The 25689-nt window shown below is 54.3% G+C and carries 29 protein-coding genes, 1 tRNA gene and 1 pseudogene; 18 read left to right on the top strand and 13 right to left on the bottom strand.

Annotation, left to right across the window (positions count from 1 at the left end):
* Window positions 1–176 precede the first annotated feature (176 nt).
* The 4 genes from MUN86_RS10995 to MUN86_RS11010 all read left to right on the top strand — a co-directional run bounded on the left by MUN86_RS10995 (window position 177) and on the right by MUN86_RS11010 (window position 3802).
* Window positions 177–482, top strand: a complete 306-nt coding sequence (locus MUN86_RS10995) for a hypothetical protein (RefSeq protein ID WP_245125300.1) — start codon at window positions 177–179, stop codon at window positions 480–482.
* The gene (locus tag MUN86_RS11000) at window positions 479–1363 is read left to right on the top strand and encodes a helix-turn-helix domain-containing protein (protein WP_245125303.1); all 885 of its coding nucleotides are present in this window, start codon (window positions 479–481) and stop codon (window positions 1361–1363) included. The genes MUN86_RS10995 and MUN86_RS11000 overlap by 4 nt, the downstream gene beginning before the upstream one ends.
* A gap of 147 nt (window positions 1364–1510) precedes the next feature.
* The gene (locus MUN86_RS11005) at window positions 1511–2299 is read left to right on the top strand and encodes an SDR family NAD(P)-dependent oxidoreductase (protein WP_245125305.1); all 789 of its coding nucleotides are present in this window, start codon (window positions 1511–1513) and stop codon (window positions 2297–2299) included.
* A 96-nt stretch (window positions 2300–2395) separates the two neighbouring features.
* The gene (locus MUN86_RS11010; RefSeq protein ID WP_245125308.1) at window positions 2396–3802 is read left to right on the top strand and encodes an FAD-containing oxidoreductase; all 1407 of its coding nucleotides are present in this window, start codon (window positions 2396–2398) and stop codon (window positions 3800–3802) included.
* 30 nt (window positions 3803–3832) lie between these two features.
* Here the strand turns inward: MUN86_RS11010 and MUN86_RS11015 are convergent, their stop codons facing one another.
* From MUN86_RS11015 to MUN86_RS11030, 4 genes are all read right to left on the bottom strand, one after another.
* Complete coding sequence (locus tag MUN86_RS11015) at window positions 3833–4546, bottom strand: alpha/beta fold hydrolase (RefSeq protein ID WP_245125311.1); 714 nt, start codon at window positions 4544–4546, stop codon at window positions 3833–3835.
* A 19-nt stretch (window positions 4547–4565) separates the two neighbouring features.
* Entirely contained in the window at window positions 4566–4871 is a 306-nt protein-coding gene (locus MUN86_RS11020) for a phosphoribosylpyrophosphate synthetase (protein ID WP_245125314.1), read from the bottom strand.
* A gap of 44 nt (window positions 4872–4915) precedes the next feature.
* The gene (locus MUN86_RS11025) at window positions 4916–6175 is read right to left on the bottom strand and encodes an NAD(P)/FAD-dependent oxidoreductase (protein ID WP_245125316.1); all 1260 of its coding nucleotides are present in this window, start codon (window positions 6173–6175) and stop codon (window positions 4916–4918) included.
* Window positions 6176–6250: 75 nt separating this feature from the next.
* Window positions 6251–7318 carry an NADH:flavin oxidoreductase/NADH oxidase gene (locus MUN86_RS11030; protein WP_245125319.1) on the bottom strand — a complete coding sequence of 356 codons (1068 nt, stop codon included), beginning with the start codon at window positions 7316–7318 and terminating at the stop codon, window positions 6251–6253.
* 341 nt (window positions 7319–7659) lie between these two features.
* Between MUN86_RS11030 and MUN86_RS31740 the strand changes: the two genes are divergently transcribed.
* The 6 genes from MUN86_RS31740 to MUN86_RS11050 all read left to right on the top strand — a co-directional run bounded on the left by MUN86_RS31740 (window position 7660) and on the right by MUN86_RS11050 (window position 10984).
* A complete protein-coding gene (locus MUN86_RS31740) occupies window positions 7660–8049 on the top strand; it encodes an alpha/beta hydrolase (RefSeq protein WP_311181988.1) in 390 nt (129 codons plus the stop codon).
* Window positions 8046–8288 (top strand): alpha/beta hydrolase, encoded by a 243-nt coding sequence (locus MUN86_RS31745; RefSeq protein ID WP_311181990.1) that lies wholly within the window; start codon window positions 8046–8048, stop codon window positions 8286–8288. Before MUN86_RS31740 ends, MUN86_RS31745 begins: the two co-directional genes overlap by 4 nt.
* Before the next feature lie 116 nt (window positions 8289–8404).
* Window positions 8405–9262, top strand: a complete 858-nt coding sequence (locus MUN86_RS11040) for a ring-cleaving dioxygenase (protein WP_311181991.1) — start codon at window positions 8405–8407, stop codon at window positions 9260–9262.
* 407 nt (window positions 9263–9669) lie between these two features.
* On the top strand, window positions 9670–10269 hold the full coding sequence (locus MUN86_RS11045) for a dioxygenase family protein (RefSeq protein ID WP_311181993.1): 600 nt from the start codon (window positions 9670–9672) through the stop codon (window positions 10267–10269).
* Entirely contained in the window at window positions 10266–10394 is a 129-nt protein-coding gene (locus MUN86_RS31750; protein ID WP_311181995.1) for a hypothetical protein, read from the top strand. Before MUN86_RS11045 ends, MUN86_RS31750 begins: the two co-directional genes overlap by 4 nt.
* A gap of 77 nt (window positions 10395–10471) precedes the next feature.
* On the top strand, window positions 10472–10984 hold the full coding sequence (locus MUN86_RS11050; RefSeq protein WP_245125322.1) for a hypothetical protein: 513 nt from the start codon (window positions 10472–10474) through the stop codon (window positions 10982–10984).
* A gap of 64 nt (window positions 10985–11048) precedes the next feature.
* Here MUN86_RS11050 and MUN86_RS11055 read toward each other — a convergent pair whose 3' ends face one another.
* The 7 genes from MUN86_RS11055 to MUN86_RS11085 form a co-directional block, all read right to left on the bottom strand.
* Window positions 11049–12011 carry a cation efflux transmembrane domain-containing protein gene (locus MUN86_RS11055; RefSeq protein WP_245125325.1) on the bottom strand — a complete coding sequence of 321 codons (963 nt, stop codon included), beginning with the start codon at window positions 12009–12011 and terminating at the stop codon, window positions 11049–11051.
* Window positions 12008–12472 (bottom strand): transporter substrate-binding domain-containing protein, encoded by a 465-nt coding sequence (locus tag MUN86_RS11060; protein ID WP_245125328.1) that lies wholly within the window; start codon window positions 12470–12472, stop codon window positions 12008–12010. The genes MUN86_RS11055 and MUN86_RS11060 overlap by 4 nt, the downstream gene beginning before the upstream one ends.
* 606 nt (window positions 12473–13078) lie before the next feature.
* Window positions 13079–14086, bottom strand: coding sequence for a patatin-like phospholipase family protein (locus MUN86_RS11065; RefSeq protein ID WP_245125330.1), 1008 nt, complete (start codon window positions 14084–14086; stop codon window positions 13079–13081).
* A 14-nt stretch (window positions 14087–14100) separates the two neighbouring features.
* Window positions 14101–14550 (bottom strand): hypothetical protein, encoded by a 450-nt coding sequence (locus MUN86_RS11070; protein ID WP_245125333.1) that lies wholly within the window; start codon window positions 14548–14550, stop codon window positions 14101–14103.
* Window positions 14551–14950: 400 nt separating this feature from the next.
* Window positions 14951–15271: a hypothetical protein gene (locus MUN86_RS11075; RefSeq protein ID WP_245125335.1), complete on the bottom strand. Its 321-nt coding sequence runs from the start codon at window positions 15269–15271 to the stop codon at window positions 14951–14953.
* Window positions 15268–15654, bottom strand: coding sequence for a hypothetical protein (locus tag MUN86_RS11080; protein ID WP_245125338.1), 387 nt, complete (start codon window positions 15652–15654; stop codon window positions 15268–15270). The genes MUN86_RS11075 and MUN86_RS11080 overlap by 4 nt, the downstream gene beginning before the upstream one ends.
* Window positions 15655–16342: 688 nt before the next feature.
* Window positions 16343–16777: a hypothetical protein gene (locus MUN86_RS11085; RefSeq protein WP_245125340.1), complete on the bottom strand. Its 435-nt coding sequence runs from the start codon at window positions 16775–16777 to the stop codon at window positions 16343–16345.
* Between the two features lie 446 nt (window positions 16778–17223).
* Here MUN86_RS11085 and MUN86_RS11090 point away from each other — a divergent pair, with 446 nt between their 5' ends.
* The gene (locus MUN86_RS11090) at window positions 17224–17376 is read left to right on the top strand and encodes a hypothetical protein (RefSeq protein ID WP_245125343.1); all 153 of its coding nucleotides are present in this window, start codon (window positions 17224–17226) and stop codon (window positions 17374–17376) included.
* 260 nt (window positions 17377–17636) lie between these two features.
* A complete protein-coding gene (locus tag MUN86_RS11095; protein ID WP_245125346.1) occupies window positions 17637–17855 on the top strand; it encodes a hypothetical protein in 219 nt (72 codons plus the stop codon).
* Between the two features lie 172 nt (window positions 17856–18027).
* On the opposite strand, the gene MUN86_RS11100 is transcribed toward MUN86_RS11095, so the two are convergent.
* Window positions 18028–18270 (bottom strand): hypothetical protein, encoded by a 243-nt coding sequence (locus MUN86_RS11100; RefSeq protein WP_245125349.1) that lies wholly within the window; start codon window positions 18268–18270, stop codon window positions 18028–18030.
* A 273-nt stretch (window positions 18271–18543) separates the two neighbouring features.
* Window positions 18544–18617, bottom strand: a tRNA-Met gene (locus MUN86_RS11105).
* A gap of 131 nt (window positions 18618–18748) precedes the next feature.
* Here MUN86_RS11105 and MUN86_RS11110 point away from each other — a divergent pair.
* From MUN86_RS11110 to trxB, 6 genes and pseudogenes are all read left to right on the top strand, one after another.
* Entirely contained in the window at window positions 18749–19162 is a 414-nt protein-coding gene (locus tag MUN86_RS11110; RefSeq protein ID WP_245125353.1) for an START-like domain-containing protein, read from the top strand.
* A gap of 109 nt (window positions 19163–19271) precedes the next feature.
* Window positions 19272–20537, top strand: coding sequence for an LptF/LptG family permease (locus tag MUN86_RS11115; protein ID WP_245125356.1), 1266 nt, complete (start codon window positions 19272–19274; stop codon window positions 20535–20537).
* A 356-nt stretch (window positions 20538–20893) separates the two neighbouring features.
* Complete coding sequence (gene rpsO, locus MUN86_RS11120) at window positions 20894–21169, top strand: 30S ribosomal protein S15 (protein ID WP_022823754.1); 276 nt, start codon at window positions 20894–20896, stop codon at window positions 21167–21169.
* A 187-nt stretch (window positions 21170–21356) separates the two neighbouring features.
* The gene (gene pnp / locus MUN86_RS11125) at window positions 21357–23519 is read left to right on the top strand and encodes a polyribonucleotide nucleotidyltransferase (RefSeq protein WP_245125716.1); all 2163 of its coding nucleotides are present in this window, start codon (window positions 21357–21359) and stop codon (window positions 23517–23519) included.
* A 113-nt stretch (window positions 23520–23632) separates the two neighbouring features.
* A pseudogene (locus MUN86_RS11130) lies at window positions 23633–24495 on the top strand (sigma-70 family RNA polymerase sigma factor).
* Between the two features lie 234 nt (window positions 24496–24729).
* Window positions 24730–25677 carry a thioredoxin-disulfide reductase gene (gene trxB, locus MUN86_RS11135; protein ID WP_245125357.1) on the top strand — a complete coding sequence of 316 codons (948 nt, stop codon included), beginning with the start codon at window positions 24730–24732 and terminating at the stop codon, window positions 25675–25677.
* The last annotated feature ends 12 nt before the right edge of the window (window positions 25678–25689 follow it).

Consider the following 25689-nt stretch of genomic DNA (forward strand, 5'->3'; position numbering starts at 1 on the left):
GAGGCTCCATTTGTTCGGAGCCGTTGTTGTAGTGTCACAAAAGCTATTATAACAGTTAATAAATTGATTGTCAAATACATAATATTTATTCGATATTGCAAAATAGGTGGTGGCACTCCATTGGCTACTAGTTGGGCCCAGAACCAAGAAGTCGTTTAATCCTTCACCACTTTTTTATGAGATGCCACATTCAACATGAGCCCTTGGAAGTCGAGGAATTTGCGGCAAGTGCCCGGGCTAACTCGCGGCAACTGCGCAACCACTTCGAACTCGTTAATATCAAGAAAGGCAGCGGCGACTGTGTTATCAATTGGCACCGCTTACGCTACCTGGCTGGTGGCGTATTTCTGCTAGGCCAGATTGCCGATGAGTTGGCTCTTACCGACGTATGTCACTTGAATAAGCTGTTTAGAAAGCACTTCAGCACAACCTCTTCCAACTATCATCGTCACCTTTTGGCTCTGCCTACTGCGAGCGTATGATAACGGCCCTCGACTTTCAAGACGCCAGCGCGCCGCTCTTGTTCGACCTCAGTCCGCTGGCTGCGCTACGGCAAGCGCCACCGCCGGCCGACCTGGCCACTCGCTGGCCGCAATACACACTGGTGCTGGTAGAGGAGGAGGGGTACCACGTCGGGCCGCTCTTAGCTGACAACCAAGTGCCTCGGACTTTGTATTTCGGGCGGCCCGGGCAGACCGCTCTGGAACTGGTGCCTAAGAGGGCCAAAGGGCAAGTGCTGCGCTTCACCGACGAGTTTGTGAGGCTGACCGGCACCGACCGGGAACTACTGCTGTTCCAGTTGTTTCATCAGGCCGCCGCGGAGCCGGTGCTCGTGCCCGACGAACAGGCAATGGAAATGGCTTTTCTGGTTGGCAGCCTGCAACGGCAGGCAGCTAGCGCGGCCATCTTGCGCGACGACCTGCTCCGCTCTTACCTCAAAACGCTGCTGCTGCACTGTACCCGCCTCAGCCAGCAGCAACGCGGGGCAACTGGCAGCATGGTGCAGGCGGGGTTGTTTGGCCGTTTTCAGCAGCTACTAGAGCTCCACTACGCCCAATGGAAATCGGTAGCTGAGTATGCCGATCAGTTGCACGTGACGGCCAATCACCTCAGCGTCAGCATTCGTAAGGAAACCGGCCAGCCTGCCAGCGAGCATATTCGGCGGCGTATCATGCTGGAGGCAAAACGCTTGGTGTCACTGCGCGACGCCTCGCTGAAGGAAGTGGCCTATCAGCTCGGTTTCGAGGACGTAGCTCACTTCAGCAAGCTGTTCAAGCGCTGCACGGGCATTACGTTTTCGCACTTCAAAAAACAGATACAAGCGCAGTACAACTGCCCGCTGCCGAAGCTGATGATAGCCTAGCTAGAGCTATTAGGCATGCTGAGCTTGCCGAAGCATCTCGCTTGAATCAATGAGTAAATGCTAGACGTTGCCATACGAGTGGCACGCTTCAGCTTCACTCAGCAAGCTGTTTACCTGTTGCATTCACACACTAGAAAACGACGTTTCATGGATTTAAAATTGCAGAATAAAACTGTCTTGGTTACGGCTTCCACTGGAGGCATCGGGTTGGAAATTGCCCGTTCCTTTGCTCGCGAGGGAGCCACCGTAATTATTAATGGCCGGACCGAGGACAGCGTAGCGCAAGCCACTGCCCAACTGCGCGCCGATTTGCCCGAGGCGAAGTTGCTACCCCTGGCGGCCGACAACGGCACGGCCGAAGGCGGAGCCCGTACCATTGCCGAATACCCCGACGTGGACATACTCGTCAACAACCTGGGCATCTACGAAAACCACGACGTTTTCACCCTCACCGACGAAGACTGGCAACGTATATTTGACGTAAATATCCAAAGCGGAGTGCGGCTCTCGCGTCATTACCTGCCCGGCATGATTGCGCGCAACACGGGCCGCGTTCTGTTCATTTCCAGCGAAGCCGCCCTGACGGCTGCCGCTGATATGGCCCCGTACAGTGCCACCAAGCTCATGCAGCTTTCTATTTCGCGCAGCTTAGCAGAGCGCACCCACGGCACCAACGTTACGGTGAATTCACTGTTGCCGGGCTCTACGCTTACGCCGGGCGTGCAGGAACTAGTCAAGAAAGTTTTCCCGGACGATGAGTTTGCCGTAGGTGAGCGGCGCTTTATGGCCGAAAACCGTCCTACGTCCATTATCGGCCGCCTGATTCGGCCCCAAGAAATTGCCGATTTTGCCGTATTTATATGCAGTGGCCTGGCCGGAGCCATCAACGGGGCCGCCTTGCGGGTAGATGGCGGCATTTATCGCAGCGCCGTGTAGCACAAGCAGGTGCCAATGTGTACTTTCCGCCCGGCCGAATGCGCGGCAGCTCGGAACGGCCGTTGGTCTAGTGTCACCTAAGCAAGGTTACTCGGTATGAATCACTCTTTTGATGCGCTGATAATTGGAGCGGGCCAGGCGGGCCCATCATTAGCGGGGCGGCTAACGGCTGCCGGCTGGACGGTAGGCTTGGTAGAACGCAAAAACTTCGGCGGTACCTGCGTCAATACGGGGTGTACGCCCACCAAAGCCATGATTGCTAGCGCCAAAGCGGCGCACACCCTGCGCCAAGCGGCGAACTATGGTCTGGGCCCGGTGCCGGAATTTACGGTGAACTTAGCCCAGGTGAAAGCCCGCAAAGACAGCATTGTAGCTTCCTCGCGCGCTGGCTTGGAGAAGTGGCTGCAGCAAATGCCCAACTGCACCGTTTTCCGGGGCACGGCCCGCTTTCTGTCGCCAACTACCATGCAAGTGGGCGACGAGGTGCTAGAGGCCAAGCACATTTTCCTGAACGTAGGCGGCCGGCCCGCCAGTCCGCCTTTGCCTGGCATAAGCGAAGTGCCCTATCTTACCAGCACCACCCTATTGGCGCTGGAAGAGCTGCCAACGCATTTGGTGATAGTGGGCGCGGGGGCGGTAGGGCTGGAGTTTGCGCAAATGTTTCGGCGGCTGGGGTCAGAGGTAACTATAGTCGAGCGGAGTCGGCGCCTACTGCCCCACGACGATGAGGATGTATCCGCCGCCGTAGCCGATATTCTGGCCGCGGAAGGCATCACGCTCCGGCTTGGGGCCGAATGCATTAGCCTAGGGCAGGAAGAAGGGCAGCCGGTGGTGCATGTTAGTTGCGAAGATGATCCGTCGCCGAGCCGCGGCTCTCACTTGCTGTTGGCCATGGGCCGCCAGCCCAACACTGATGATTTGGCGCTGGAAAAAGCCGGTTTGCAAGCCGATGCCCGCGGCTACTTGCCCGTTGATGAAGAACTGCGCACCGCCGTGCCGGGTATTTGGGCGCTAGGCGACTGCAACGGGCGGGGCGCCTTCACCCACACCGCCTACAACGACTTCGAGATAGTAGCCGCCAACCTACTCGACCAAGGCCAGCGACGGCTCAGCGACCGGCTGCCCGCTTGGGCCGTCTACCTCGACCCACCCTACGCCAAAGTAGGTCTGACGGAAGCTGAAGTGCGCGCCGCCGGCACCCCGGCCCTGATGGGCAAGCGGCCCATGACTAAAGTCGGGCGAGCCGTGGAGAAAGGCGAAACGCAAGGCTTTATGAAGGTACTGGTGCACGCTGAAACCGACCAGATTTTGGGCGCCAGCATTGTGGGCACCGGCGGCGACGAGGCCATTCACTGTATCATTACGGCCATGTACGCACAGCAAACCGCCGCCTTCATGCGCCGCAACGTGTTTATTCACCCCACCGTGTCGGAGCTGATTCCCACTGTATTTGGGGAGTTGAAGCCGCTTGATACAACTGTTAAACCAGCCGCAGACAAATAGCCCGAACCAGCAAAGAGCGGCGCCGGTAAATTAGATGCTGTCCAGGAGAGCGGCCAGCTCGGCGGGCTTCGCAAAATGCGGGCTATGGCCGCAGTCTAGGGCGGCAATATCGGCCACGGTGCCATCGGCGAGCAGCATCTGCCGTTGCAGATTGGTGCTAATGCCGACGTCGTGTAGGGTTTCGATGTAGCATTTCAAAACCCGCCCGAAGTTGCCCTCGGTTAGCGTCACCTTGTCCTGGAACGGAGTTAGCGCCTCGGGGCGGTGCCGCGCTACAACTAGTTGCTGAACAGCCGGCGAGCAATCTGCCGCAAAAATGGGCACGATAGCGGCCGGCTGAATGGTGGCCGTCCGCTGGTCGGCCGATAGCACCAGGTTGGCTAGCATTAGGCTATCGGGGTCGGGAAAGTCGAAGGCGCTTTGGTTGTTGCGGGGCAGGTAGGCGCATAGGTACACCAACCGCGCGATTTTGGCGGGAAGGTACTCGGCCACTTGCGAAATAATCATGCCCGCCATGCTGTGACCAACCAGCACCACCCGCCCCGTTTCGGCCGCTACGTGCTCGATGGTAGCGGCCACATAGCGTTCAAGCGTTAGCTCAGCCAGCGGGGGCGGCTCGCCTTCGTGCCCCGGCAGGTTGAACGTCACGACCCGGTGCCCTAGGTGCTCTAGCTGCGGCCGCAACAAGTCCCAAGCGTATTCACCCGACCAGGCCCCGTGTACGAGCACAAATGTTTTTTTCATGCGGAAACTTCAGAGGTAGTTACAAGGCGTCGAGCTGCTGAATAAACTCGGCGGCCTGCGTTTCCACGTAGGGGCCGTACGCGGCTACCAGCAGGCCTTTGTTGGCGGGGTTTTTCTTGGATTGCAGTGCGTAAAGCACCATGTTATCGTCGGGGTCGGACGCACCTTCGAAGCGGTACACCTCCTGAACAGCGAGCTCATGGGGACTTAGCATTTCGGGGAGCTGCTGGCATTGGGCTACTCCGTCAATCAGGTTGTAATCGAGCACGTAGTCCCGCTGGCGCAGGTCCGCTATGGCTTCGGTGAGCGTATCGTAGGTGTTCATGGGCTGGAATTGTTGTGAGGAAAGGAGCCGAGAGCAGCCAGTGTTTAGCTGTTTGTTTTGTCTAGCTCCGCCAGGTATTTGTGCACCAGCGTTACGGCCATGGCCCCTTCGCCCACCGCCGAAGCAACCCGCTTGACGGAATTCAGGCGCACATCGCCGGCCGCAAACGAGCCGGGTACGCTGGTTTCGAGGTGATAGGGCGGACGCGCCAGGGGCCAACATTTGGGGAAGCCAGCGCGGCCTACAAGGTCGTTGCCCGTAATCAGGTAACCGTTAGGGTCCCGAATGATGTTGGTTTCGCTGGCCCAAAGGGTGTTGGGCTTGCCGCCGATGCATATAAAGAGCTTGCTCGTATCGTGCCAGGTGGCAGTGCCGTTCAGGGAGTTTACCACCTTAATCCCCTGTAACACCTCATCGCCGGCCAGTTCCTGCACGGTCGAGTTGTACAAGATTTCAATGTTGGGAATGGTGGTCACGCGCTTGACGAGGTAGTCGGAGAGAGTAGCCGCCAAGTTGCCTTTGCGCACAACTAAGTACACGCGCCGGGCAAAGCCCGCAAAATAGGAAGCAGCCTGGCCCGCTGAATTGCCGCCGCCCACCACGAATACGTCCTTGCCGCGGCAGAAAATTGCCTCGCCAGCTCCCGCGCCGTAGTATACCCCCTTATTGAAAAAGCGGGCTTCGTTCTTTAGGTTAAGCTTTTCGTATTCCACCCCCGTTGCGCAAATGTTGGCGCGGGCCACCAACTGGTCGCCGCTGGCTAAATCGACGTGAATGTGGTGGTCGTAAAACGTACCCTTAATGCCTTCGCGCAGCAGCAGAATTTCCACTCCAAACTTAAGGGCCTGCTGGCGGGCGCGTTCGGCTAGCGTAGCCCCGGCAATGCCCTCCGGAAAACCCATGTAATTTTCGATCAAGGAACTAGTGCCCGCCTGTCCGCCCACGGCTTCGCGCTCGATAAGCACGGTGCGGAGCCCTTCGGAAGCGGCGTACACCGCGGCACTCAGGCCCGCCGGCCCGGCCCCGTATATCGACAAGTCGTATTCTTGGTAGCTAGGTTTGCTGATCCAGCCCAATTCCTGGGCCACTTCCGCTACTGTAGGGTTCACGACAAGCTTGCCGCCCGGAAATTCCACAACTGAACGCACACTGCCCTTTGCCTGCGCCTCAACTAAGCTAGTGGGCAAGTTTGGCGTCGCGCCAAGGTCAATCCAATCGTACTCCACCACGCTCCGTTGCAGGAAATCCCGCAAAGGGTAAAGCTCCGGAGAATCGGGGGTGCCAAAAAGCGTTAGTTTTTTCATGCTGCCAGCAAAACGGAGTTGAAAGCGGAAGTACACTCGACGCGGGAAGACCTGAATTAAGCCGTGGCCACCAGCCTAAAAAGCGCGGGTATAGGGCACTGGCACGGGCGTTTTGGTGTGTAGCGCAGCGGCAGCCCGGAGCGGGAAGTACGGGTCGCGCAGTAGCTCCCGGGCCAGCACCACCAAGTCGGCTTGGCCGCTGGCAATGATGGTATTAGCTTGCTCGGGCGTAGTTATGAGCCCCACGGCTCCGGTCAGGACGCCGGTAGCGGCCCTGATTTTCTCGGCGTACGGCACTTGGTAGAGTGGCACCACTTTACTTCGGTCGGGCGCCCCGAACCCGCCGGCCGAGGCCGTAACCACATCGACGCCGTGCTGCTGCAACACGGCAGCCAAGCGCACCGAATCAGCTAGGTGCCAGGCCTGCGGCTCGTCGGAGAAGTCAACGGCGGAGAGGCGAACCAGCAGGGGCATCACGTCAGGGATGACGGCCCGGATGGCTTGCACCGTTTCCACGAGCAACCGAATCCGGTTGTCGAAGCTGCCGCCGTACTCATCGGAGCGGTGGTTGGTTAGCTCCGAATAAAACTGGTGAAACAAGTACCCGTGGCCGGCGTGCAACTCAATAGCATCGAAACCAGCCTGAACGGCGCGGATAGCCGCCTCCCGGAAGTCTCCAACTAAGGCCTGGATTTCTGCTACGGTCAGGGCCTGAGAAGTCTGGTGCGGGTCAAGGGAAACGGCGGAGGCGCTTTTGGTGATCCAGCCGCCTTCAGCCGGGGCAATGTAGTGGAAGCCAGCAGCAGGATGCGCGTGGCTGCCCTTGCCGCCCGCGTGCCAGAGTTGCACTGCTATTTTGGCGCCCTGCGCCTGTACAAACTGCACAACGGGTTGCCAGGCTGCAACTTGGGCTTCATTCCAGAGTCCGGTATCAAACAGCGTATTACGTCCCTCCGGGCTTACGGCAGTGGCCTCGGTAATCACCAAACCCACGCCGCCCACGGCCCGGCTGCCCAAGTGCACCAGGTGCCAAGCCCCCACCAGCCCTTCCGGGCTGACGTACTGCTGCATGGGCGACATCACTAGGCGGTTTTTCAGGTGCAGACTGCGAATTTCTAAGGGCGAAAACAGGGGAGAGTCCATGCTAGTACGTGCGGGTTGCTAAGCGTTAGCAACTGAGAGAAAATTTCGTGGCGGATAGCAGTCCGTTAGGAAGGGCGTACGACTTGCCGGGCGCTACCTGGGGCCAGCGCTGGCCGTTATAGGCAACTCAAAGGTCCCGGAGCTAGCGGCTTCACTCCATAGTCAAATCCTGCAATTCGAGGTATATATCCTAGATTCGGGCGCTGGCCGACTATCCGGTGCAGCCAGGATATGTACCTCGGATTGCAGGATTTGACCCTGTTGCTGGTCCGGCCCGGGTGCGTCCTTTGTTGTTTCATTGCAGTACGTTTCCTGCTTCACTATTTCTGGCCTTCGGTCTTATGCATCAAGAACCCCTCCGTACCGCCGGCCTGGCGCTAGCCACCGCAACCAAAGCCCTGATTCTGCTTCACGGCCGGGGCGGTAGCGCCGCCGATATCCTCTCCTTGGCCTCCTACCTGCACGTGCCCGATTTCGCCTTGCTGGCCCCGCAAGCCACGCAGAACACCTGGTACCCGTACTCCTTTCTGGTGCCACCCACCCAAAACGAGCCCTGGCTCTCCGACGCGCTGGCTGCCGTGGGCCGGGCCGTAGCGGCGGCCGAAGCACAGGGCATCACCCAAGAAAACATCTATTTCCTAGGCTTCTCGCAAGGCGCTTGCCTCACGCTGGAATACGTGGCCCGCCACGCGGCCCGCTACGGTGGCGTAGTTGCTTTCACGGGGGGGTGATAGGTGACCGGGTGTACCAAGACAACTACACCGGTAATTTCGAGGGCACGCCCATTTACATCGGTACCAGCGACCCGGACCCCCACGTGCCCGTCGAGCGAGTCCGCGCCTCCACGGCGCTGCTGACTACCCTAGGCGCCGCCGTTACGGAAAAGGTGTACCCTAACATGGGCCACACGATTTCGCAAGAAGAAATTGTCGCCGCCAACACGCTGGTTTTCAAGAAGTCAGTGGGGTAGTGCTGCTACTGCCTGGCTTGCCGACACGGGCCGGTTGACCTGTTGTCTTTAGCGCACGACCTCAAGAGCTGCTGCGCATCTAGTCTTTCATTTACCTCTCGCTTTTCACTTTTCCTATGGAATCTCGCATCTTAGGTCTGCACCACGTGACGGCCATTGCTGGCAACGCTCAGCGCAACTACGATTTCTACACCAAAGTGCTCGGGCTGCGCATGGTGAAAAAAACCGTCAACTTCGACGACCCTAGCACTTATCACTTCTACTTCGGCGACGAAACCGGCTCGGCTGGCACCATCCTCACGTTCTTTCCCTGGACCAACATCACCTCGGGCCGCCGTGGCACCGGTCAGGCCACCGAAATCGGATACTCGGTGCCCGAAGGCAGCTTCGATTTCTGGATGAAGCGTTTCGACGCGCACGGCGTGACCTACAACAAGCCGAGCATGAAATTCGGGGAGCAGTACCTCACCTTCCTCGACCCCGACGGCCTCAAGCTAGAGCTTATCGTCTCGAAAACGCCTGACGCCCGCACCCCCTGGACCACGCCCGAAGTAGGCGCCGACGCCGCTACCAAAGGTTTCCACACCGTCACCCTAACGCTGGCCAGCGTAGCCGCCACGGCCGATATCCTGACAGACGTGTTCGGGTATAAGTTGCTGGAGCAAAACGTGAACCGCTACCGCTACGTCACCGACACAGTACCAACCGCCGCCTATATCGACTTGGTGGAAGTGCCCGGCGAAGGCCGCAGCCTCACGGCGGGCGGCTCGGTTCACCACATTGCTTTCCGGGTGAAAGACGACGAAGCCGAACTTGCTATCCGCCAGAAGCTGATTGCGAAAGGCTTGCAGCCCACCCCCAAATCGACCGTGACTATTTCCATTCGGTGTACTTCCGCGAGCCAGGCGGGGTGCTGTTTGAAATTGCCACCGAAAACCCGGGCTTCACCGTGGACGAGCCATTGGCCGAGTTAGGTACGCATCTGATGTTGCCCAAACAGCACGAGCCCCGGCGCGCGCAGCTAGAAGCAACCCTGCCCCCAATCCGCTAGCTCTTAGCTCGCCGGCTGGCCTCTTACCCCACCAGAAGACCTTTATTCTGTTAAGAATCTCTCGGCTCTTGGATGGTGTAGCCAGCAATGCGTATTGGAATATTCTAACTACTGCCCGGTCTCTACAAATATGCTAGAGGCCGGGCAGTAGTAGTTTAGGCTACCTAACAAAGTGCGTGTAAATAACCGTAATCGTTGTTTTGGTGGAAGGGGCATTGGCAATCTGTCGAGTAGGCAGCGGAAACCGTCGATTGTTGGAGACGAGCTACAAGGAGGAAGTGCAAGTTTGTACCAAGCAATCAACGTCTTGGTCTTCTACACTTTCATCCCATGGAACGCAAACACTTTCTTAAGAGCCTGTTCGTAAGCGCTATCTCAACGCCAGCGCTTCTCTCCGCCTGCGGCAAAGAATCGGAGGAGGTGACGCCTGCCACCGACACAACCGGGGGCACGACCGGCACGGGCATGTCGGGCAGTTGCTCGGTTTCGCCCACCGAAACCGAAGGGCCATTTCCCACCAAGGCGCCCGCTTCCTATGTGCGCAGCGACATCACAGATGGCAAAACCGGCCACAAGATGACGGCCAAAATTACCATCACCAACACCAACAACAACTGCGCGGGCTTGGCCGGCGCGTTGGTGGACATCTGGCACTGCGACGCCGAGGGCAACTATTCCGAGTACGGCGGCACGGGCATGCAAAGCACCAACCTCCAGAGCGTACACTTCCTACGCGGCCGCCAGACCACCAACGCCAACGGGCTGGTGACGTTTACCACCATCTTCCCCGGCTGGTACTCCGGCCGCGCCACCCACATCCACGTGCACATCTACTCGGCCAGCGGCACCTCGCTGAAAGTAACGCAGATTGCCTTCCCGAAGGCACAGGCTCGGCCGTGGCCGCCGTCAATGGCTACGCCAAGGGTATGAGCGGCTACACCCTCAACGCCAACGACAACGTCTTCAGCGACGGCGTGACGCAAGAACTTGCCACCGTGACGGGCAGCACCACGGCTGGCTTCGAGCTAACTATTTCGCTCGGAGTGGCCGCTTAACGGCATCGTATTACATTCTTTATTTCCGTGTGCAAAGACGCGGCAGATGTTCCTGTGGCGTCTTCTTTACTTATGTTATGGCCGAGCGAACCATCACCGTTAGCTACCGCAAAGTTATCGATGCCACTGTGACCCGTCCGTGGGACAAGCTGGTGTTCAACGACACGTACGCTGAATTTCGTCTACAAGCGCAGTACTTCAACCAGCAGCGGCAATACCGCACGTTTGGCGAGTTGGTACAGCACGTACCGGGAGCGGAGAAGCTGCATTTTCTGGTCAGTGCCGCCGTGCGCGGGTATGTGCAGCAGCTAGGAGGTCTCGTGCCGGATGTGCTTAACAACCAAGGCCGCCACTTTCTGCCCTTCACCAAGTTTCAGTTCGAGCTTATCAACTCTGACTTGCTCGACCAGTCCCGGCACCAGGTAGCCATCAATTTCTACTCCGAGCCGCTGCTCTGGCACGACACGATTGCACCGTACTTGTTGGTTTCGGAAAAAGCCGCCTTGCCCGAGCCGACAGGTGAAATCCTTACCCACTTGTTTGAACTACAGCCTTTTGTTTCCATTCACTCCTTGCGCCTCACAGAGTAAGGCTAGGGGCATGCAGCATGGCGGAAACAAATTGCCAGTGAAATAATATACTGCGGTTTATGTGTCAGGCTCTTTCTTGCTTTGTCAGTTCCCGGACGGGCGTGAGCAAGAACTCGTGAATTCGCCAATCAAGCTGCTCGATTTGCCGGGCTGTGTCTTCTAGCTGCTGAGCGAGTTGGTCGCTAACTTCGGTAGGCACTACAAAGCCTTCGCCCAAGTAGATGTGACCTTCCTCACGCAACCGGAAAGTGAAGTCCTTTACCCACGGCTGCGCGGCCAGCGTTTCTCGCACCCGGTCTAGCAGCGGATCAGGCTTTTGGTCGTCCACGGTTTTCGGGGCTTGGTTCATCAAGTCGAACACGGCCTGCCGGAGGTTGGTGAAGCCGTCGCGCACAATATCGAAGGCAATAAAAATAGCGGCGGCTGCATCGGCCCACCACCAGCCCATACCGATACCGAGGATGCCCAATATGGCAGCCGACGCCGTCATCCAGTCGGCTTTGTTCATCTCGGCGTCGGTGTACAAGTTCTTTTCGTGCAGCTGCTTAGCTAGGGGGAGCTTTTCCTTACCCAAATAAAGCGCCGGAAAAGTGCCCCACAACAGGGCCGCAATCATCAGGTAACCCAGCCAGATCTGGTGCCCAGCAATTACTACCGTACCAATCGTTGGGTGCTCGGCTTTGAGCAACGTGGTGGCCGAATCAAGCAACAGAAAGCCACCCACTGCAAACAAAGCCACCGAACTGCACAAATACGCAATGCTCACGGCCCGATGATAGCCATAAGGGAAATCCTCGTTGGGAGACCGTAGGATCACACGCGTTGCGATATGGAAGGAAATGGCCGGGGTTAAGCTCAGGAGATCTTCAAACCAAGCCGTTTTCATGGCCTGCGACTGACCCATAGTCAGGTACATGAGGGCAGCCGTGCTGATCAGGTAAGCAATGGTGAGCCATTCTAGGCGTCTGGCCTGCCGAAACGCGGGAACAAGCTCGGGTGGGTATTCGAATCTGACTAGCTGTTTCACGGTTGTACCGATGGGGGCAGGGTAGCTTCCTGCTGATGAAGAAACCGCTCCAAGGCCACGATAAAGGCATTTTCACCTTGGATAGAAGCCAGCACGTGCTTTTCCTTGCCTACTTCCTGATAAGGCCGGGTGAAGGCTACTTTCTCCTTCCAAGGATTTTGGTCGGTGAGGCCAGCTACCACTACGTGCACTTGCCGATGTTCCAGCGCTTCAAACAGATTTTGCTCGGTGTCGTTGCGCCACTGTATTTGTGCCGGTAGCGTGCGCGCAAAGGCTTCCACAAGTGCCACTTCGGTGCCTGTAGGCCCGTTTGCTGTCTTTACCACCCACGGTGGGTTTGCCGAATAGCCAACTATCAGCGTGCCGTTGCGCACCTGATCCAGCGTGTGTTCCGGGTCCTTGGGAAAGCCGTTGCAGCCTATTAGTAACAGTGAAGTTGCTACTAACAGCCCCCGCAGCATAGGATGTAGGTTGCCTGGAAGGGGCTGACAAACGGCTTATTGGAGCAGTGATGGGGCAAGGTGGTTACCCATTGAGGTAGTAGGAGAGTGTAAAAAGCGTGCTTTACGCCAGCGGAAGCTCTTCGCTGTACTGAGGACCTCGTCCTTGGGTTACTACTATCTGTTATTCGCCTCGACTAAGATAGCTGGTGCGCAAAAGAAAGGGCACAAGGGTTTAGTGCTGAACATCACCTTGTATTAAGCTAGCCAGTGTGCTATTACCTCTTGTAGCACTTAGTCGGTGGCCTGAACTGGCACGACTACTAGTTGTTACACGCTATTTCGAGGGCAGAAGATGAGGGGTAAGCAAGGCACTGCGTGTCTATAGATGAACAGTGAAGCCTTTCAGTATTTACACTAGTTACACACCCGCGCAGCATGAAAAGCTAGTCCACCAGCCCTGAATGAAAGTCATTGATTCTGGTAATCAACTTTCGACGTTCCAAGGTTATTTGATGATCCTTACTGCGTGAACAAGGCATTCAATAAAGTAAAATCGAAGCCTTTGCACGACAAACGCACCTGCCGCTCGTGGCAGGAAGAACGCAAAAGAAAGGGCAATTCGCATTAGGCTATGGCGCTGAAATAGGCCTTTGCCTGCTCGAAGCCTTTTTGCAGCATGGTTTGCATGGCGGCGGGTTGGAACGTCAATCCGCCGGGGCCGCCTTCTGTTAACTTAGCTTTCGGCCGAATCTCATGAATCTTGGTTACTGCCGTTCCAGTGAAAGGATTAGCTGAACTTGCCAGAGCCTCGTTGATTACCGTTTGCGATACTCCACGCGCTAATAGTGTGGCCCGGATGGCCTGTACGTACCGGTTTCCCCGCTCGTAAAGTTGGGCCACCCGGTAGTCATTAGCCCCAACGTCTTCGCTAAACAAATCGATAGTACGCTCCAAAACTTGAATAGCGCTTGTTTTCGTGGTATTGTCGGCAGGTGTCTGCTCGGGATTGAGCGTAATAGCATAAATCGTTTCGGCTCCCTGATCAATGGCGGCTTGCAAAGGCGTTGCCTCGCGCACCCCGCCATCCACGTACTGCCGCACCGGTACGGCGCCTTTTCGCACTTCTACCGGTTGCATAAACACGGGTTGGCAGCACGAAGCCAGCATGGCCCGCCGGAGGTCGTTTACGTTCTGTACCCGCTCAACGTCATAATGCGGGGTAGCAGCAGCCGCTTGCGTGCTCCAGTACACGAGCCGTTCCGTTTGCAAGCATACTGTCGCCAGAAACAAGCGGACAGCTTTAGTTTGCAGCAGGTCGTAGCGCGCTTGGGTCAGTACCGTGTCAATTTGGTTTTTCAGCGGCGTTGCGTCGTGCAGCGAGATACCCGTCACGAGGTTGCCAATGGCCCCGAGCTTGACAAGTTCATCCTGCCGGAGCGTAGTGTACATCTTCTCAAGAAGGGCTATTTCGCCACAAGCAGCCAGGGGCACGATAAGGGAGCCCGTGCTGGTACCACAATACAAATCGAAGCTGGTTAGGGCCTGCACGTGCTGGTTGATGTACTGCAGCGCCCCAACGGCGAAGGCTCCCTTGGAACCGCCACCACTCACTACTAAAGCAGTTTTTGCCATGCTATTTCACTTGCTTATAATTCGGGTGGCGACTTGTGTGAGAGATTGTAGGTGAGTGCCAACTGCCCATACGTAGTAGGCGTACGGACGTCCCGATGAAGCTTGACTACTACCCCCAATAGATTACTGGTTTCTACCCCAATACCGCCGCCCACCCATTGCCGCCAGTGAGTAGAGGTGTACACCGCGGGCAAGTATTCCACCAGCACGTGTACATGGCCTGCTTTGCTCAGTAGCACCGACGGTAGCTGGAAAACCTTGAGTGTGACGCGTGCCCCTGCTAAACCGCCAATTTGATACCCCGGGTGAAAAACCCCGCCTACCAAACCCGCTCGCAATTTTTCGGGCACCAGAGTTTTCTGCCAGGCAAGCTGCCCAGTAGCCAAATAGAGTTCTGGCCCACTCCGCGGCCGAGTGAATCCTTGTCCAATTTCCACTGATAGCGCAGTAGCGCCTTTCGGCATTTCCTGCGCTAACGCGCTACATGAAATAAGAAGTACCCCCAAAGTCCCCAGCACGTGCTTCGCCATCTTAACCTTGCTCTAAGTGAGTAGCGGTGAGTAGCTGCCGAAGTTAGCCGATCGAAACAGCTAAACCGCGTATATAAGATTAAATGATTCTCACCGTGCTATTGGCCCGATGCACATGTCCAGAAGAAAAGTCCTACAGATTGATAATTGATTTGTGACGTAGGGTAAACCCATTTGTTACACTTTACTCAAAGTATGATAGGTGGAATTGATATAGTATCGGTACGTTTCTAGCGGCGGTTCTGGTCCTCTCTTAGAGTTACAGCTACGCAGCAATAGGTGTGATTTGTAAGAGGTGGTACTAAGATTTTAGCCGGCAGAAATTGTGGCTGCTTCACGGCACCGAGCAAAGTTGAGCGGATACTGAGATGTCAATGCAGGTGAGCAGCGACTCGTGCAAGTGCTGCCAGGCCAAAAGGGACGTTTCAACTGGAGATCCATACAAGGGAATTTCTTGTTCCAGCACGCTTAAGCAGTGCAACAAGCGAATGCGCTGACTGGAATCAAGCGTGTCGAAATAGAGAGCCTGCAGCTCCAGGATCGTGGTGAGCAGCATCTCTTGCAGCGCGTGCTGGTCGGCTACGGTATACGAGCTACGATTTAGACGCAGCAGACGCTGTTGCGTGTGCTGGAGTTGCGCGACGATGGTACTCATTCTTGGGGTAGAACAGTACACTGCGGATGAGCTTCTGCCGGTGGTGCCTGGATGGTTTCTGCTTGGTGGACTGGGGCGCTCGTGCTCAATGTGGCTTCCAGAGTGGCCGTTAAGTAGGTGTGCAGCAGGTTCCACGAGCCAAGGGCCACCTTGCCGGGCCGGGCCAAGGTTTGCACCTCTTGTTCGAGTAAATCGATGCGGCGCAGCAGCAAATAGGTAGAGGAAGATGCGCCCGTCTCGGCGTGCAGACCCCGTAAATTCCGAATGGTAGAGACTAGCATTACCCGCAGGCCAAGTTGGTCTTCTGCTTTATAGATGGGAATTTGCTGGGCTTGCAGGCGCTCTAGGGTTTGCTGGAGTTGGAAGAGTATAGTTGCATGCATAGGAAGTGGTGTAAGAATGGAATAGAAAACGAGCACCTACCGCGGAAAGTAGCTCATCAGTGGAAGCTGCGAACAATTCCTATTCAAAAGGAGCCATAGAAGTCATAGTGCTATCAGCGTTACGATTCGATAGAAGATGCTAATCTACAAATAAGCCAAATAGAACCCACGTTTGGCGGCCGTGCTGTTGCCGCGCAGCCGCCACCTCCCACGCCTTGCGAGCTACTCGACCTAAGCACCACACTGATATGGCGGACCAGGTATGCCACGTAGCGCTGCCGCAGGTGCTGGCTTCAGTTGAGTTGCCAGCTGATAAGCCACCTAAGTGTGATTACCGGCACGCCGAAAGGTGGAAAGGACTTACAAGCAACTCAACCGGAAGGACACCAGATAATCCGGTAGGCCACTTTACAGATAGTACAAGCGTACGAACGGGACCAAAACAAGAGAATCGACATCGAAAGGAAACGGTTGTCAACCCTATGTTTTGGTGGAGTTTAAGCGGAAATAGTGCTGAATCTGCCCCGCATTTTGCCACACAAAAATGAAAAGCCCCTTTGCAATGCGCTAAGGGGCTTTTTTGTAGTCACGCTAGGAAGCACGCCACGAACAACGGCGAACATGCGCTCTTCAAGGCTCGTTCGCCGTTGTTCGGCACTGTCTACCCGACCGCTTGTGCTACGCAATCCTATTTAACTCTCTTATACTCGAGTCCCGGGCCATCACAGGCCAGCCAGGTACTCACCAGCGTGTCGTTGGCTTTGATGACGAGAGTTTCTTTGAGTATGCTTGTCGTGCAAGAGCCAATGATGCTGTTAGCCGCTGCGTAGGTAAGAGTGGCGTACTGACCATCTGAAAAGTTTCGTAAGGAAAATGTGCCGCTAGCTTGTAGGAGTTGATCGCCTTGCTGGCGCGTTTTGGTGAAGGTACTGTCGCCCTGGAAGACATAGGTTTCTTGCCAAGGCAGGTCCGCGCCCGTCTTGATGTAGTTCGGGATTTGTCCTGTCAGTTTAACCAACTGCCACGTTTGAGGGTAAGCGTTAGCCTCGGGCTCCACCGAGTTGTCTTCTTGGCAAGAAACGAGCGAGGCTAGGGAAAGGAAAAGCACGAGTATATTTTTCATTGCAAAGACGAGATTGAAGTGTACTTGTATGAGCCTCAGCAGTAAGAAAAGGTTGCACCTATTGTGGCCAGAAAACGCGCTTACAGCTAACAAGCTAATTTCTATCCTAAGAAGATGAAGATGAGCATACGAGTGGAGGGCCTCCTGTTATTATTAGCTCCTAAAATGACCCCTAATTTTATAGAAACGCACCATAAGGCGTTTAAAACAACGCCTTTGATAAACGTCTAAAATCCGGATGCTAACGAGGGTTTTTTAATTGCGATAATTGTTCATTTCTTTTCCTGCTAGAAATAGAGGCAGGAAAAGAGCTGTTAGATTGTAAGAATCATCTAACGCTTTTTATGCCGTTTGCTAGAATGTCTATATTAAATGGGGAAGATCGGCAACTGATCTTGGATGCTGTCTTTTATGATATACAGCGGGGGGGAGAAATAACCCCGATCATGATCCTACTGGGACAACAGTATGTGGAAGGTACGCTTTCGCTACCGGAAGTAACTCAATTGACCCAGCTTTACACGGCGGACTTAGCCGCGAAGGCGCAGCGGCAGTATGCGTCTTGCTTTAGCACATTGGCTGGCGAAGCGCTCCAGTAGTACCCCATCGCGGATTTACTGCAGAAAGGTTAACTGAACCTCTAGACTGCCGCCGATGACCTTGTCCCACTCTCTGGTGCCGTTAGCATTAAGCTTGACGAGCCAGTAATCACTATCGCCCAGACTCGCTTACGTTTTGTCGACGCTTGGTTTAGAATTGGACAGGCCGCCAAGAAGATAGTCCCCCTCGCGGTTTGAAGCACCGAACTCAATATATCAGCGTTGCAGGCGCCAATGGTCTTATTTCACACTTTCGTGTCATGAGCATCCATTTTCACGACCCAACCATCAGAAGCGCCTCGACCAACTTGGGATTTATCGCCGTCAAGGGGAGATTAGGAGTAACCTGCCAAGATGTAGCCGCCATCGTGGCTTTGCTGCACACAGGTCAAATCATCATGGCTCCTACCACCAAAGGAGTAGTTCTATTGGGTGATGGAAGCGGTTTGAGCAACGATGTGGTGCGGCAGACCTATTGAGTAACATGCTAGTGGATAGCACTAGATAAGGTAATAGTTTCGTCTTATTACAAAGGAAAAATAAAATTCAGCGGATTAATCTATAGCAGCCCCGCCTGGTGCCGAAGTAACATGCTAAGGCATTCAATTACTGGTAGAGGAAGAAGCCCCAACAAACGCTGAGGCTTTTTCTTTACTTAAAGCTCTTGGCAAAGCATTGATACAATTCGCTACTGAGATTCAACGGCACCCACCGCTCAATCTTAAGCTGTGCCTTGCCCTCGTTTAACTCCAGCGTATAACAGAACTCAATCGGAAGAGCGTGCTCTTTCAGATAGGCTTTATGCCGGTCAGCTACCACTCCGACAAGCGTAGTAAATAGGTGATGGCGTTTGGTAATAGAAGGATCTAGGGTAGGGGCAACGAGCGTATGCATAAGGACAGTAGTAATGTAGAAAATGGGTCAGTCAGCAAAAACACGGCCATTTTGTTTATTACGGGCCTAGCCGCCTGGGCTCGGCTGTCTGTCCATTCATTACTGGTCCGCCCTCCGCGTAGCTGGAGCTTCCAGCGTACGAAACATCACTAAAAATGTAGCAATAGTGTAAGAAGGAAGGTTCATGACTAGCAGTGTAGTAATGCGCAGTTCCCTAAAGTGTCCCCTGAAAAAACGAAAAAGGCCTCCCTGCTATAGGGAGGCCTTTTCATGTAGCGGGGACGAGAGTTGAACTCGTGACCTCAGGGTTATGAATCCTGTGCTCTAACCAACTGAGCTACCCCGCCGGGTTTTTGGTGCCGCAAAGGTAGCAACTATATTTGTTTCTGTGCAAGCGTCTCGTTGAAAAAAAGCCGTGTATATTGCTCCTGTCCGACATTCCTCGGGGTGTTGGGAAATTAATTTAGTCTGCCCTGATATGCCCCTTTCTGCTACCCGTCGCAAACACCGCTTCACGGTCGAGTTTCCTATTAATGCGTCTCCGAAAATTCTGTATCCCTACTTGGCATCTGCTTCTGGCTTGTCACAATGGTTTTGTCAGGATGTGAGAATTGATGAAGATCACCACTATAATTTCATCTGGGATAATCAGCCTCATTATGCTGAAATGAATTCGCACCGCACCAATCGCTCCGTACGGTTCGTGTTTCTTGATGGAAATAAGCGCCATACGCCCGATGCAAATTTTCTGGATTTCAGCTTAGAGGAATCCCAACTAACGCAGGAGGTATACCTGCGGGTTATGGACTATTCTGAAGAAACCGACGAAGAGGAACTTCAAGAAATGTGGGAAAGTCTAGCTCAGAAATTGCGGGAACAGGTAGGGGGCTAATCGGGTTTTCACTTACGAACACTAAGCGCACGCGAAACACGTAGTATCTTCGTTGTCCCGCTGCCTTTTCAAGGAATGATCCTGCGTCGGGACCATTCGTAGCGTAAGCATGAAAAAACTCGATAAGTTGATTCTACGGGCTTTTGCCGGCCCGTTTCTCCTCACGTTTGCGGTAGTAGAATTTATTCTGCTCACCCAATACATGCTCAAGTATCTCGATGACCTGGTCGGTAAAGATTTGGGCTTCGATATCATTGGGCAACTCCTTTTCTTTTTCAGCGTGCTGATGGTACCGGTGGCATTACCGCTCGCCGTGCTGCTCTCGTCTTTAATGACGTTCGGGACGCTTGGTGAGCACCACGAATTGACGGCTATTAAAACGTCGGGTATCTCGCTGACGCGGATTTTGCGACCTGTATTGCTGACGAGTTTGCTGCTGGCCGGGTTTGCGTTTTGGTTTAATAACGCGATTGTCCCCCGAGCCAACTTAAAGGCGTATAGCTTGCTCTGGGATTTGCGCCAGCAGAAGCTCGCTCTTGATATTCGGCCAGGCGTGTTTTACAACGGTATTCCGGGCTACACCATCAAGGTCAACGACAAATTAGGCGAAGACGGTGATATCCTGATGGGGGTCATGATCTACGACCACACGCAAGGATCGGGTACGATGCGGGTAATTTTGGCTGATTCAGGCCGGATGTTTACTCGTTTCGGAGGGGAGTACCTGAGCCTGGAGTTGTTCCGGGGTCAGAGCTACGTAGAGCAGCCTGACGCTAGCAGTCGTGCTGGGGCTAGCTTTATTCGTCAGGCCTTCAACCGCAATATGATTACGTTCCCGCTCGCTTCTTTCGATCTCAGTCGGACCAAAGAAGAACTCTTCTCTGACAACAAAATGATGAAGAACGTGGGGCAACTCGAACACTTCATTGACTCTCTGCAGAACCGGTTGAGATCTGAGCAGCGCATGGTGCCGCGCATGGTGTCGCCTTATTACACCTACCTCCGCTTTGATACCACTGGCCGGGCTGCCAACCGCAGAGTAGAGCAATTACAGGTACCTGCCACCAAGTTGCCCGTGGTCAGTGTAAGTACGTTAGAACAAGCTACTAATCGGGCCCGCAACGTACGAGCTTTTGCTGGTAGCACCGGCGAGCGGTTGGCCAACCTAGCCAAAGAATCCAGCAACTACCGTATCGAAGTATATCGCAAGTATGTACAGTCATTTGCTATCCTGCTGATGTTCCTAATTGGCGCACCACTAGGCGCTATCATTAAAAAAGGGGGTTTGGGAGTGCCTATTCTGGTTTCTATCCTCTTCTTCATTATCTACTATATTTTCTCCATTATCGGCGAGAAGTATGGTCGGGAAGGGTAATGTCGGTCGGGTTCGGCATGTGGATGTCCACTATGATCTTATTGCCTTTTGGCCTTTTCTTTCTGTACCAAGCTCGCAACGATGCTGGCCTGTGGGAGTGGAACCTCTGGGATAAGTTACCTGCTAAAATCCGCTGGCCTTTTCGAGGGTATAAGCGCAGTGTATAATACACTTTTGAAGCCTGCTGCTTGTTCCGAATGGTTGGGTTACTGGCTTTAAAACAGCAGCATATCCTACAACTTACAAGCGAAAACGAGCAACCAGTAACTATTTTTTGTACCTTTGCGGCCACCCCGAGGTGCGGGGTGATACTTTCTTTTCATTTTTATATCTAAGACGGGGAAACCTATCTGCCGATGAAACTCACTACCGAAGCAAAACAGGCTATTTTCGAAAAAAATAGCTTGCAAAAAGTGGCTACCGATACCGGTTCAGCCGAAGCTCAAATCGCGCTGTTTACGCACCGCATCACGCACCTCACGGAGCATTTGAAGGTTAACAAGAAGGATTTCTCGACTCGTTTGGGTCTGTTGAAACTTGTTGGTAAGCGCCGCCGGATGTTGGATTACCTCCAGCACCGCGAAATCAACCGCTACCGTGCTATTATCAAGGAGCTAGGTATTCGTAAGTAACCTGGCCCCGTTGGAGCAGGGAGCCTTTCCTCATCGAAAGGTTCCCTGCTCTTTTTTATATCGGTTGGGTACCTTTTTCTTGCCCTCGCTGTTATATTCCAAAGTATATTCCCTAGAGCAAAGCTGGGCCGTAGCCGGTCCTGTTTTTTCGGTTGCTCGCCCGCTGTCGCTTCCAAGCAAATAGATGATGCCCAACTACAACGCGGTTACCAAACACATTACCCTGCCGGATGGCCGGCAGATTTCCATTGAAACTGGCAAATTGGCCAAGTTCGCTGACGGTGCCGTTGTGGTACGGCTCGGCGATGCCATGCTCCTGGCCACGGTAGTATCGCAGCCGAGTTCGCGCGGCGACGTAGACTTCCTGCCTTTATCAGTTGATTACCAGGAAAAATTTGGTGGTGCTGGTAAGATTCCCGGTTCGTTTCAGCGCCGCGAAGGTCGCATTTCCGACTACGAGATTCTGGTGAGTCGCCTCGTAGACCGCATTTTGCGCCCGATGTTCCCTAAAGACTATCACTACGAAGTACAAGTACTCGTTACGTTGATTTCGGCCGATAAAGAAGTGCAACCCGACGCACTCGCTGCTTTGGCTGCTTCGGCTGCCCTGTCGGTTTCCGATATTCCTTTTGCTGGTCCTATCTCTGAAGTACGGGTTGCTCGTATCGATGGTAAACTGCAAATTAACCCCAAGACGGCGGACATTGCTCGCGCTGATATCGACCTGATTGTAGGTGCCACCGCCGATTCAGTGGCCATGGTAGAAGGGGAGATGAATGAAGTGAGCGAGGAGGAAATGGTAGAAGCCATTGCCTACGCCCATGAAGCAATTAAGGAGCAAGTACGCGTCCAGAGCGAATTGGCTGCTGAAATTGAGAAGTCGCACGTTAAGCGCGAGTATCCGAAGTACGAGGAAAACGAAGAGCTAAAGCAGCGTATTACCGAAGCTGTTTATCAGAGAGCTTACGAGGTTGCCAAGTCGGGTAATACCAGCAAAGCAGGCCGCAAAGAGTCTTTCGGGGCTATCAAGAAGCCACTACTGGAAGAATTACTAACTGAAAATCCGGAGCTCGATCAGAAGATGTTTGGCCGTTACTACGGTTCGGCTGAGAAGAAGGCAATCCGCGATATGATGATCAAGGAACGCACGCGTCTCGATGGTCGTCAGCTCACGGAAATTCGCCCTATTTGGTCTGAAGTCAACTATCTGCCCGGTGCGCACGGTTCGGCCTTGTTTACCCGTGGCGAAACTCAATCTTTGACCACGGTAGCCCTTGGTACTAAGCTCGACGAGCAGATTATCGACTCGGCTATGCAATCGGGGTACAGCAAGTTTATGCTGCATTACAACTTCCCGGCCTTCTCGACCGGCGAAGTGAAGCCAAACCGCGGCCCTGGCCGCCGCGAAGTTGGCCACGGTAACTTGGCTATGCGCTCGTTGAAGCGGGTGTTGCCTGCCGAAGAAGAAAACCCTTACACCATCCGCATCGTGTCGGACATCTTGGAGTCGAACGGCTCTTCGTCGATGGCCACGGTATGCGCTGGCTCGCTGGCGCTGATGGACGCGGGCGTTAAAGTGCGCGCTGCCGTTTCGGGTATTGCCATGGGCTTGGTGCAAGACAAGGAAACCGGTGAATACGCTGTACTGAGCGACATTCTCGGCGATGAGGACCACCTCGGTGACATGGACTTCAAAGTAACGGGCACCGAAAAGGGTATCGTAGCTTGCCAGATGGACATCAAAATCCAGGGCTTGAGCAGCGAAATCATGACGGCAGCTTTGCACCAGGCCCGCGAAGGCCGGTTGCACATCCTCGGTGAGATGGCCAAAACCATCAACACCCCGGCAGCCGACTTGAAGCCACATACGCCCCGCTCGCACAAGATGCTCATCGATAAAGAATATATCGGTGCTGTTATCGGGCCCGGCGGCAAGGTTATTCAGCAGATTCAGAAGGATACCAACGCCACGGTTATCATCGAAGAGAAGGACGAGAAAGGCCACGTGAGCATCTACGCTTCCAACAAGGAAGATATGCAAGCCGCTATCAGCCGAATTCAAGCCATTGCCGCTACGCCAGAAGTAGGCGAAACCTACAAAGGCAAAGTGCGCAGCATTCAGCCCTACGGTGCTTTTGTAGAGATTATGCCGGGTAAAGATGGCCTGTTGCACATCTCGGAGGTATCGCACGAGCGCCTTTCAGCGCTGGAAGGCGTACTCGAGGTAGGGCAGGAGATAGACGTGAAACTGCTCGACATCGACAAGAAAACGGGCAAGTACCGCTTATCGCGTAAGGTTCTTTTGCCGAAGCCAGAACGGGCAACCGAACAGAACGGTACGGTTCAATAACAAACCGTCGAACTTTCGCGGGTATCACTACGTTGCTAACAACTAATTGATACCCGCAGAAAGGGTTTTCAGATGCTCATTATTTTCAGAAATACATACTTCTCGCGCCCGCAATGAGACAGTTAAAAATCAGCAAGCAGATTACCAATCGCGAAAGCCAGTCGCTGGATAAATATCTCCAGGAAATTGGTAAAGTGGATCTGCTCACTCCCGATGAGGAGGTGACGCTGGCGCAACGCATCAAGGAAGGTGACCAGCAAGCGCTGGAAAAGCTAACAAAAGCCAACCTGCGTTTCGTGGTATCGGTAGCTAAGCAATATCAGAATCAGGGGTTGTCGTTGGGGATTTGATCAATGAGGGCAACCTTGGCTTGATCAAAGCTGCTAAGCGTTTCGACGAAACCCGTGGATTTAAATTTATTTCTTACGCCGTTTGGTGGATTCGTCAGTCTATTCTGCAAGCTCTAGCCGAGCAGTCGCGCATTGTGCGTTTGCCGTTGAACCGGGTAGGTTCGCTTAATAAAATCAGCAAGTCGTTTTCGGAGCTAGAGCAGAAATTCGAGCGGGAGCCTTCGCCCGAAGAAATTGCTGAAGTACTGGAACTGACCACGTCGGAAGTAGTGGACACGCTCAAGATTTCGGGTCGCCACGTATCCGTTGACGCGCCGTTTGTGCAAGGTGAAGAAAACCGCTTGCTCGACGTGCTCGAAAACGAAGACGAAGAGTCACCGGATACGGGTTTGATGAACGACTCGCTTCGCAAGGAAGTGCAGCGTGCGCTCAGCACGCTTACCAAGCGCGAAGCCGACGTTATTACGCTGTATTTCGGCCTCAATGGCGAGCATTCTCTAACGCTGGAAGAGATTGGAGAAAAGTTCAACCTAACGCGTGAGCGGGTTCGTCAGATCAAAGAAAAAGCAATCCGTCGTTTGCGTCATACTTCGCGTTCGAAAGCGCTGAAGCCCTACCTGGGGTAAATTTTTTACCCCATCGACCAAAAACCCCGGCCTTTGAGTTGGGGTTTTTTGTTGTTGAATGAAGTGAAGAACACTTCTTGGTAAGGCGCGAAATTTAGTGTTCGCTCTGCGTGTTGTAGCATCAGAGGACTGCTGCTCGACAGAACAGAGTGCCACTTTATTCTACTCACTTACCTTTGCTATCCAAATTCATCATTCCACGGCGCAAGCACAAGCGTGCGCCATCTTACTTTCATGGAGAATAACACCCCGGAACACATAAAGTGTCTGATTATTGGCTCTGGCCCGGCTGGTTATACAGCTGCTATTTACGCTGCCCGCGCCAACTTGGCCCCCGTGATGTATCAAGGCTTGCAGCCTGGTGGCCAGCTTACGATTACCAACGACGTTGAAAACTTTCCCGGTTATCCAGACGGTGTGATGGGACCAGAAATGATGGAAGACCTGAGAAAGCAGGCTACCCGCTTCGGTACCGATATCCGCTACGGCATTGCTACGGCGGTAGACTTTTCGGGACATCCTCATAAAGTCACAATCGATGAAAAGGTGGAGCTAACGGCCGATACGGTCATCATTGCCACGGGTGCTTCCGCAAAGTGGTTGGGCTTGCCTTCCGAAATGCGTCTGAACGGTATGGGCGTATCCGCTTGCGCCGTGTGCGACGGGTTTTTCTATCGGGGCAAGGATGTAGCGATTGTGGGCGCTGGCGACACGGCTGCCGAAGAAGCCACCTATCTGGCCAACTTGTGCAGCAAGGTGTACATGATTGTCCGGAAAGGAGAGATGCGTGCTTCCAAGATCATGCAGAAGCGCGTCATCGACAATCCCAAGATCGAGGTGTTGTGGAACACGGTGACCGAAGAAATTTTGGGCGACCATGCCGTAGTAGGTGCCCGGGTTAAAAACGCCTTGACGCACGAAACGCGTGACCTAGACGTGGAAGGCTTCTTCGTAGCCATTGGGCACGAGCCTAATTCCAAAATATTTCAGCCTTATTTGCACCACGACGAGCAAGGCTACTTGAAAACGCTGCCTGGCACTGCTAAAACCAATGTGGATGGCGTGTTTGCCTGTGGCGACGTGCAAGATTACACCTATCGCCAAGCCATTACGGCGGCCGGTTCGGGCTGCATGGCTGCCTTGGATGCGGAGCGCTATCTAGCCGCACTTGGCGACCATTAAGTGAAGTAGGAA

The organism is Hymenobacter volaticus, from assembly GCF_022921055.1.
GTDB lineage: Bacteria > Bacteroidota > Bacteroidia > Cytophagales > Hymenobacteraceae > Hymenobacter > Hymenobacter volaticus.

Coding starts and splice junctions, on each gene's coding strand:
- MUN86_RS10995 (WP_245125300.1), top strand. CDS start 177: ATGAGATGCCACATTCAACATGAGCCCTTGGAAGTCGAGGAATTTGCG.
- MUN86_RS11000 (WP_245125303.1), top strand. CDS start 479: ATGATAACGGCCCTCGACTTTCAAGACGCCAGCGCGCCGCTCTTGTTC.
- MUN86_RS11005 (WP_245125305.1), top strand. CDS start 1,511: ATGGATTTAAAATTGCAGAATAAAACTGTCTTGGTTACGGCTTCCACT.
- MUN86_RS11010 (WP_245125308.1), top strand. CDS start 2,396: ATGAATCACTCTTTTGATGCGCTGATAATTGGAGCGGGCCAGGCGGGC.
- MUN86_RS11015 (WP_245125311.1), bottom strand. CDS start 4,546: ATGAAAAAAACATTTGTGCTCGTACACGGGGCCTGGTCGGGTGAATAC.
- MUN86_RS11020 (WP_245125314.1), bottom strand. CDS start 4,871: ATGAACACCTACGATACGCTCACCGAAGCCATAGCGGACCTGCGCCAG.
- MUN86_RS11025 (WP_245125316.1), bottom strand. CDS start 6,175: ATGAAAAAACTAACGCTTTTTGGCACCCCCGATTCTCCGGAGCTTTAC.
- MUN86_RS11030 (WP_245125319.1), bottom strand. CDS start 7,318: ATGGACTCTCCCCTGTTTTCGCCCTTAGAAATTCGCAGTCTGCACCTG.
- MUN86_RS31740 (WP_311181988.1), top strand. CDS start 7,660: ATGCATCAAGAACCCCTCCGTACCGCCGGCCTGGCGCTAGCCACCGCA.
- MUN86_RS11040 (WP_311181991.1), top strand. CDS start 8,405: ATGGAATCTCGCATCTTAGGTCTGCACCACGTGACGGCCATTGCTGGC.
- MUN86_RS11045 (WP_311181993.1), top strand. CDS start 9,670: ATGGAACGCAAACACTTTCTTAAGAGCCTGTTCGTAAGCGCTATCTCA.
- MUN86_RS31750 (WP_311181995.1), top strand. CDS start 10,266: ATGAGCGGCTACACCCTCAACGCCAACGACAACGTCTTCAGCGACGGC.
- MUN86_RS11050 (WP_245125322.1), top strand. CDS start 10,472: ATGGCCGAGCGAACCATCACCGTTAGCTACCGCAAAGTTATCGATGCC.
- MUN86_RS11060 (WP_245125328.1), bottom strand. CDS start 12,472: ATGCTGCGGGGGCTGTTAGTAGCAACTTCACTGTTACTAATAGGCTGC.
- MUN86_RS11065 (WP_245125330.1), bottom strand. CDS start 14,086: ATGGCAAAAACTGCTTTAGTAGTGAGTGGTGGCGGTTCCAAGGGAGCC.
- MUN86_RS11070 (WP_245125333.1), bottom strand. CDS start 14,550: ATGCCGAAAGGCGCTACTGCGCTATCAGTGGAAATTGGACAAGGATTC.
- MUN86_RS11075 (WP_245125335.1), bottom strand. CDS start 15,271: ATGAGTACCATCGTCGCGCAACTCCAGCACACGCAACAGCGTCTGCTG.
- MUN86_RS11080 (WP_245125338.1), bottom strand. CDS start 15,654: ATGCATGCAACTATACTCTTCCAACTCCAGCAAACCCTAGAGCGCCTG.
- MUN86_RS11085 (WP_245125340.1), bottom strand. CDS start 16,777: ATGAAAAATATACTCGTGCTTTTCCTTTCCCTAGCCTCGCTCGTTTCT.
- MUN86_RS11090 (WP_245125343.1), top strand. CDS start 17,224: ATGATCCTACTGGGACAACAGTATGTGGAAGGTACGCTTTCGCTACCG.
- MUN86_RS11095 (WP_245125346.1), top strand. CDS start 17,637: ATGAGCATCCATTTTCACGACCCAACCATCAGAAGCGCCTCGACCAAC.
- MUN86_RS11100 (WP_245125349.1), bottom strand. CDS start 18,270: ATGCATACGCTCGTTGCCCCTACCCTAGATCCTTCTATTACCAAACGC.
- MUN86_RS11110 (WP_245125353.1), top strand. CDS start 18,749: ATGCCCCTTTCTGCTACCCGTCGCAAACACCGCTTCACGGTCGAGTTT.
- MUN86_RS11115 (WP_245125356.1), top strand. CDS start 19,272: ATGAAAAAACTCGATAAGTTGATTCTACGGGCTTTTGCCGGCCCGTTT.
- rpsO (WP_022823754.1), top strand. CDS start 20,894: ATGAAACTCACTACCGAAGCAAAACAGGCTATTTTCGAAAAAAATAGC.
- pnp (WP_245125716.1), top strand. CDS start 21,357: ATGCCCAACTACAACGCGGTTACCAAACACATTACCCTGCCGGATGGC.
- trxB (WP_245125357.1), top strand. CDS start 24,730: ATGGAGAATAACACCCCGGAACACATAAAGTGTCTGATTATTGGCTCT.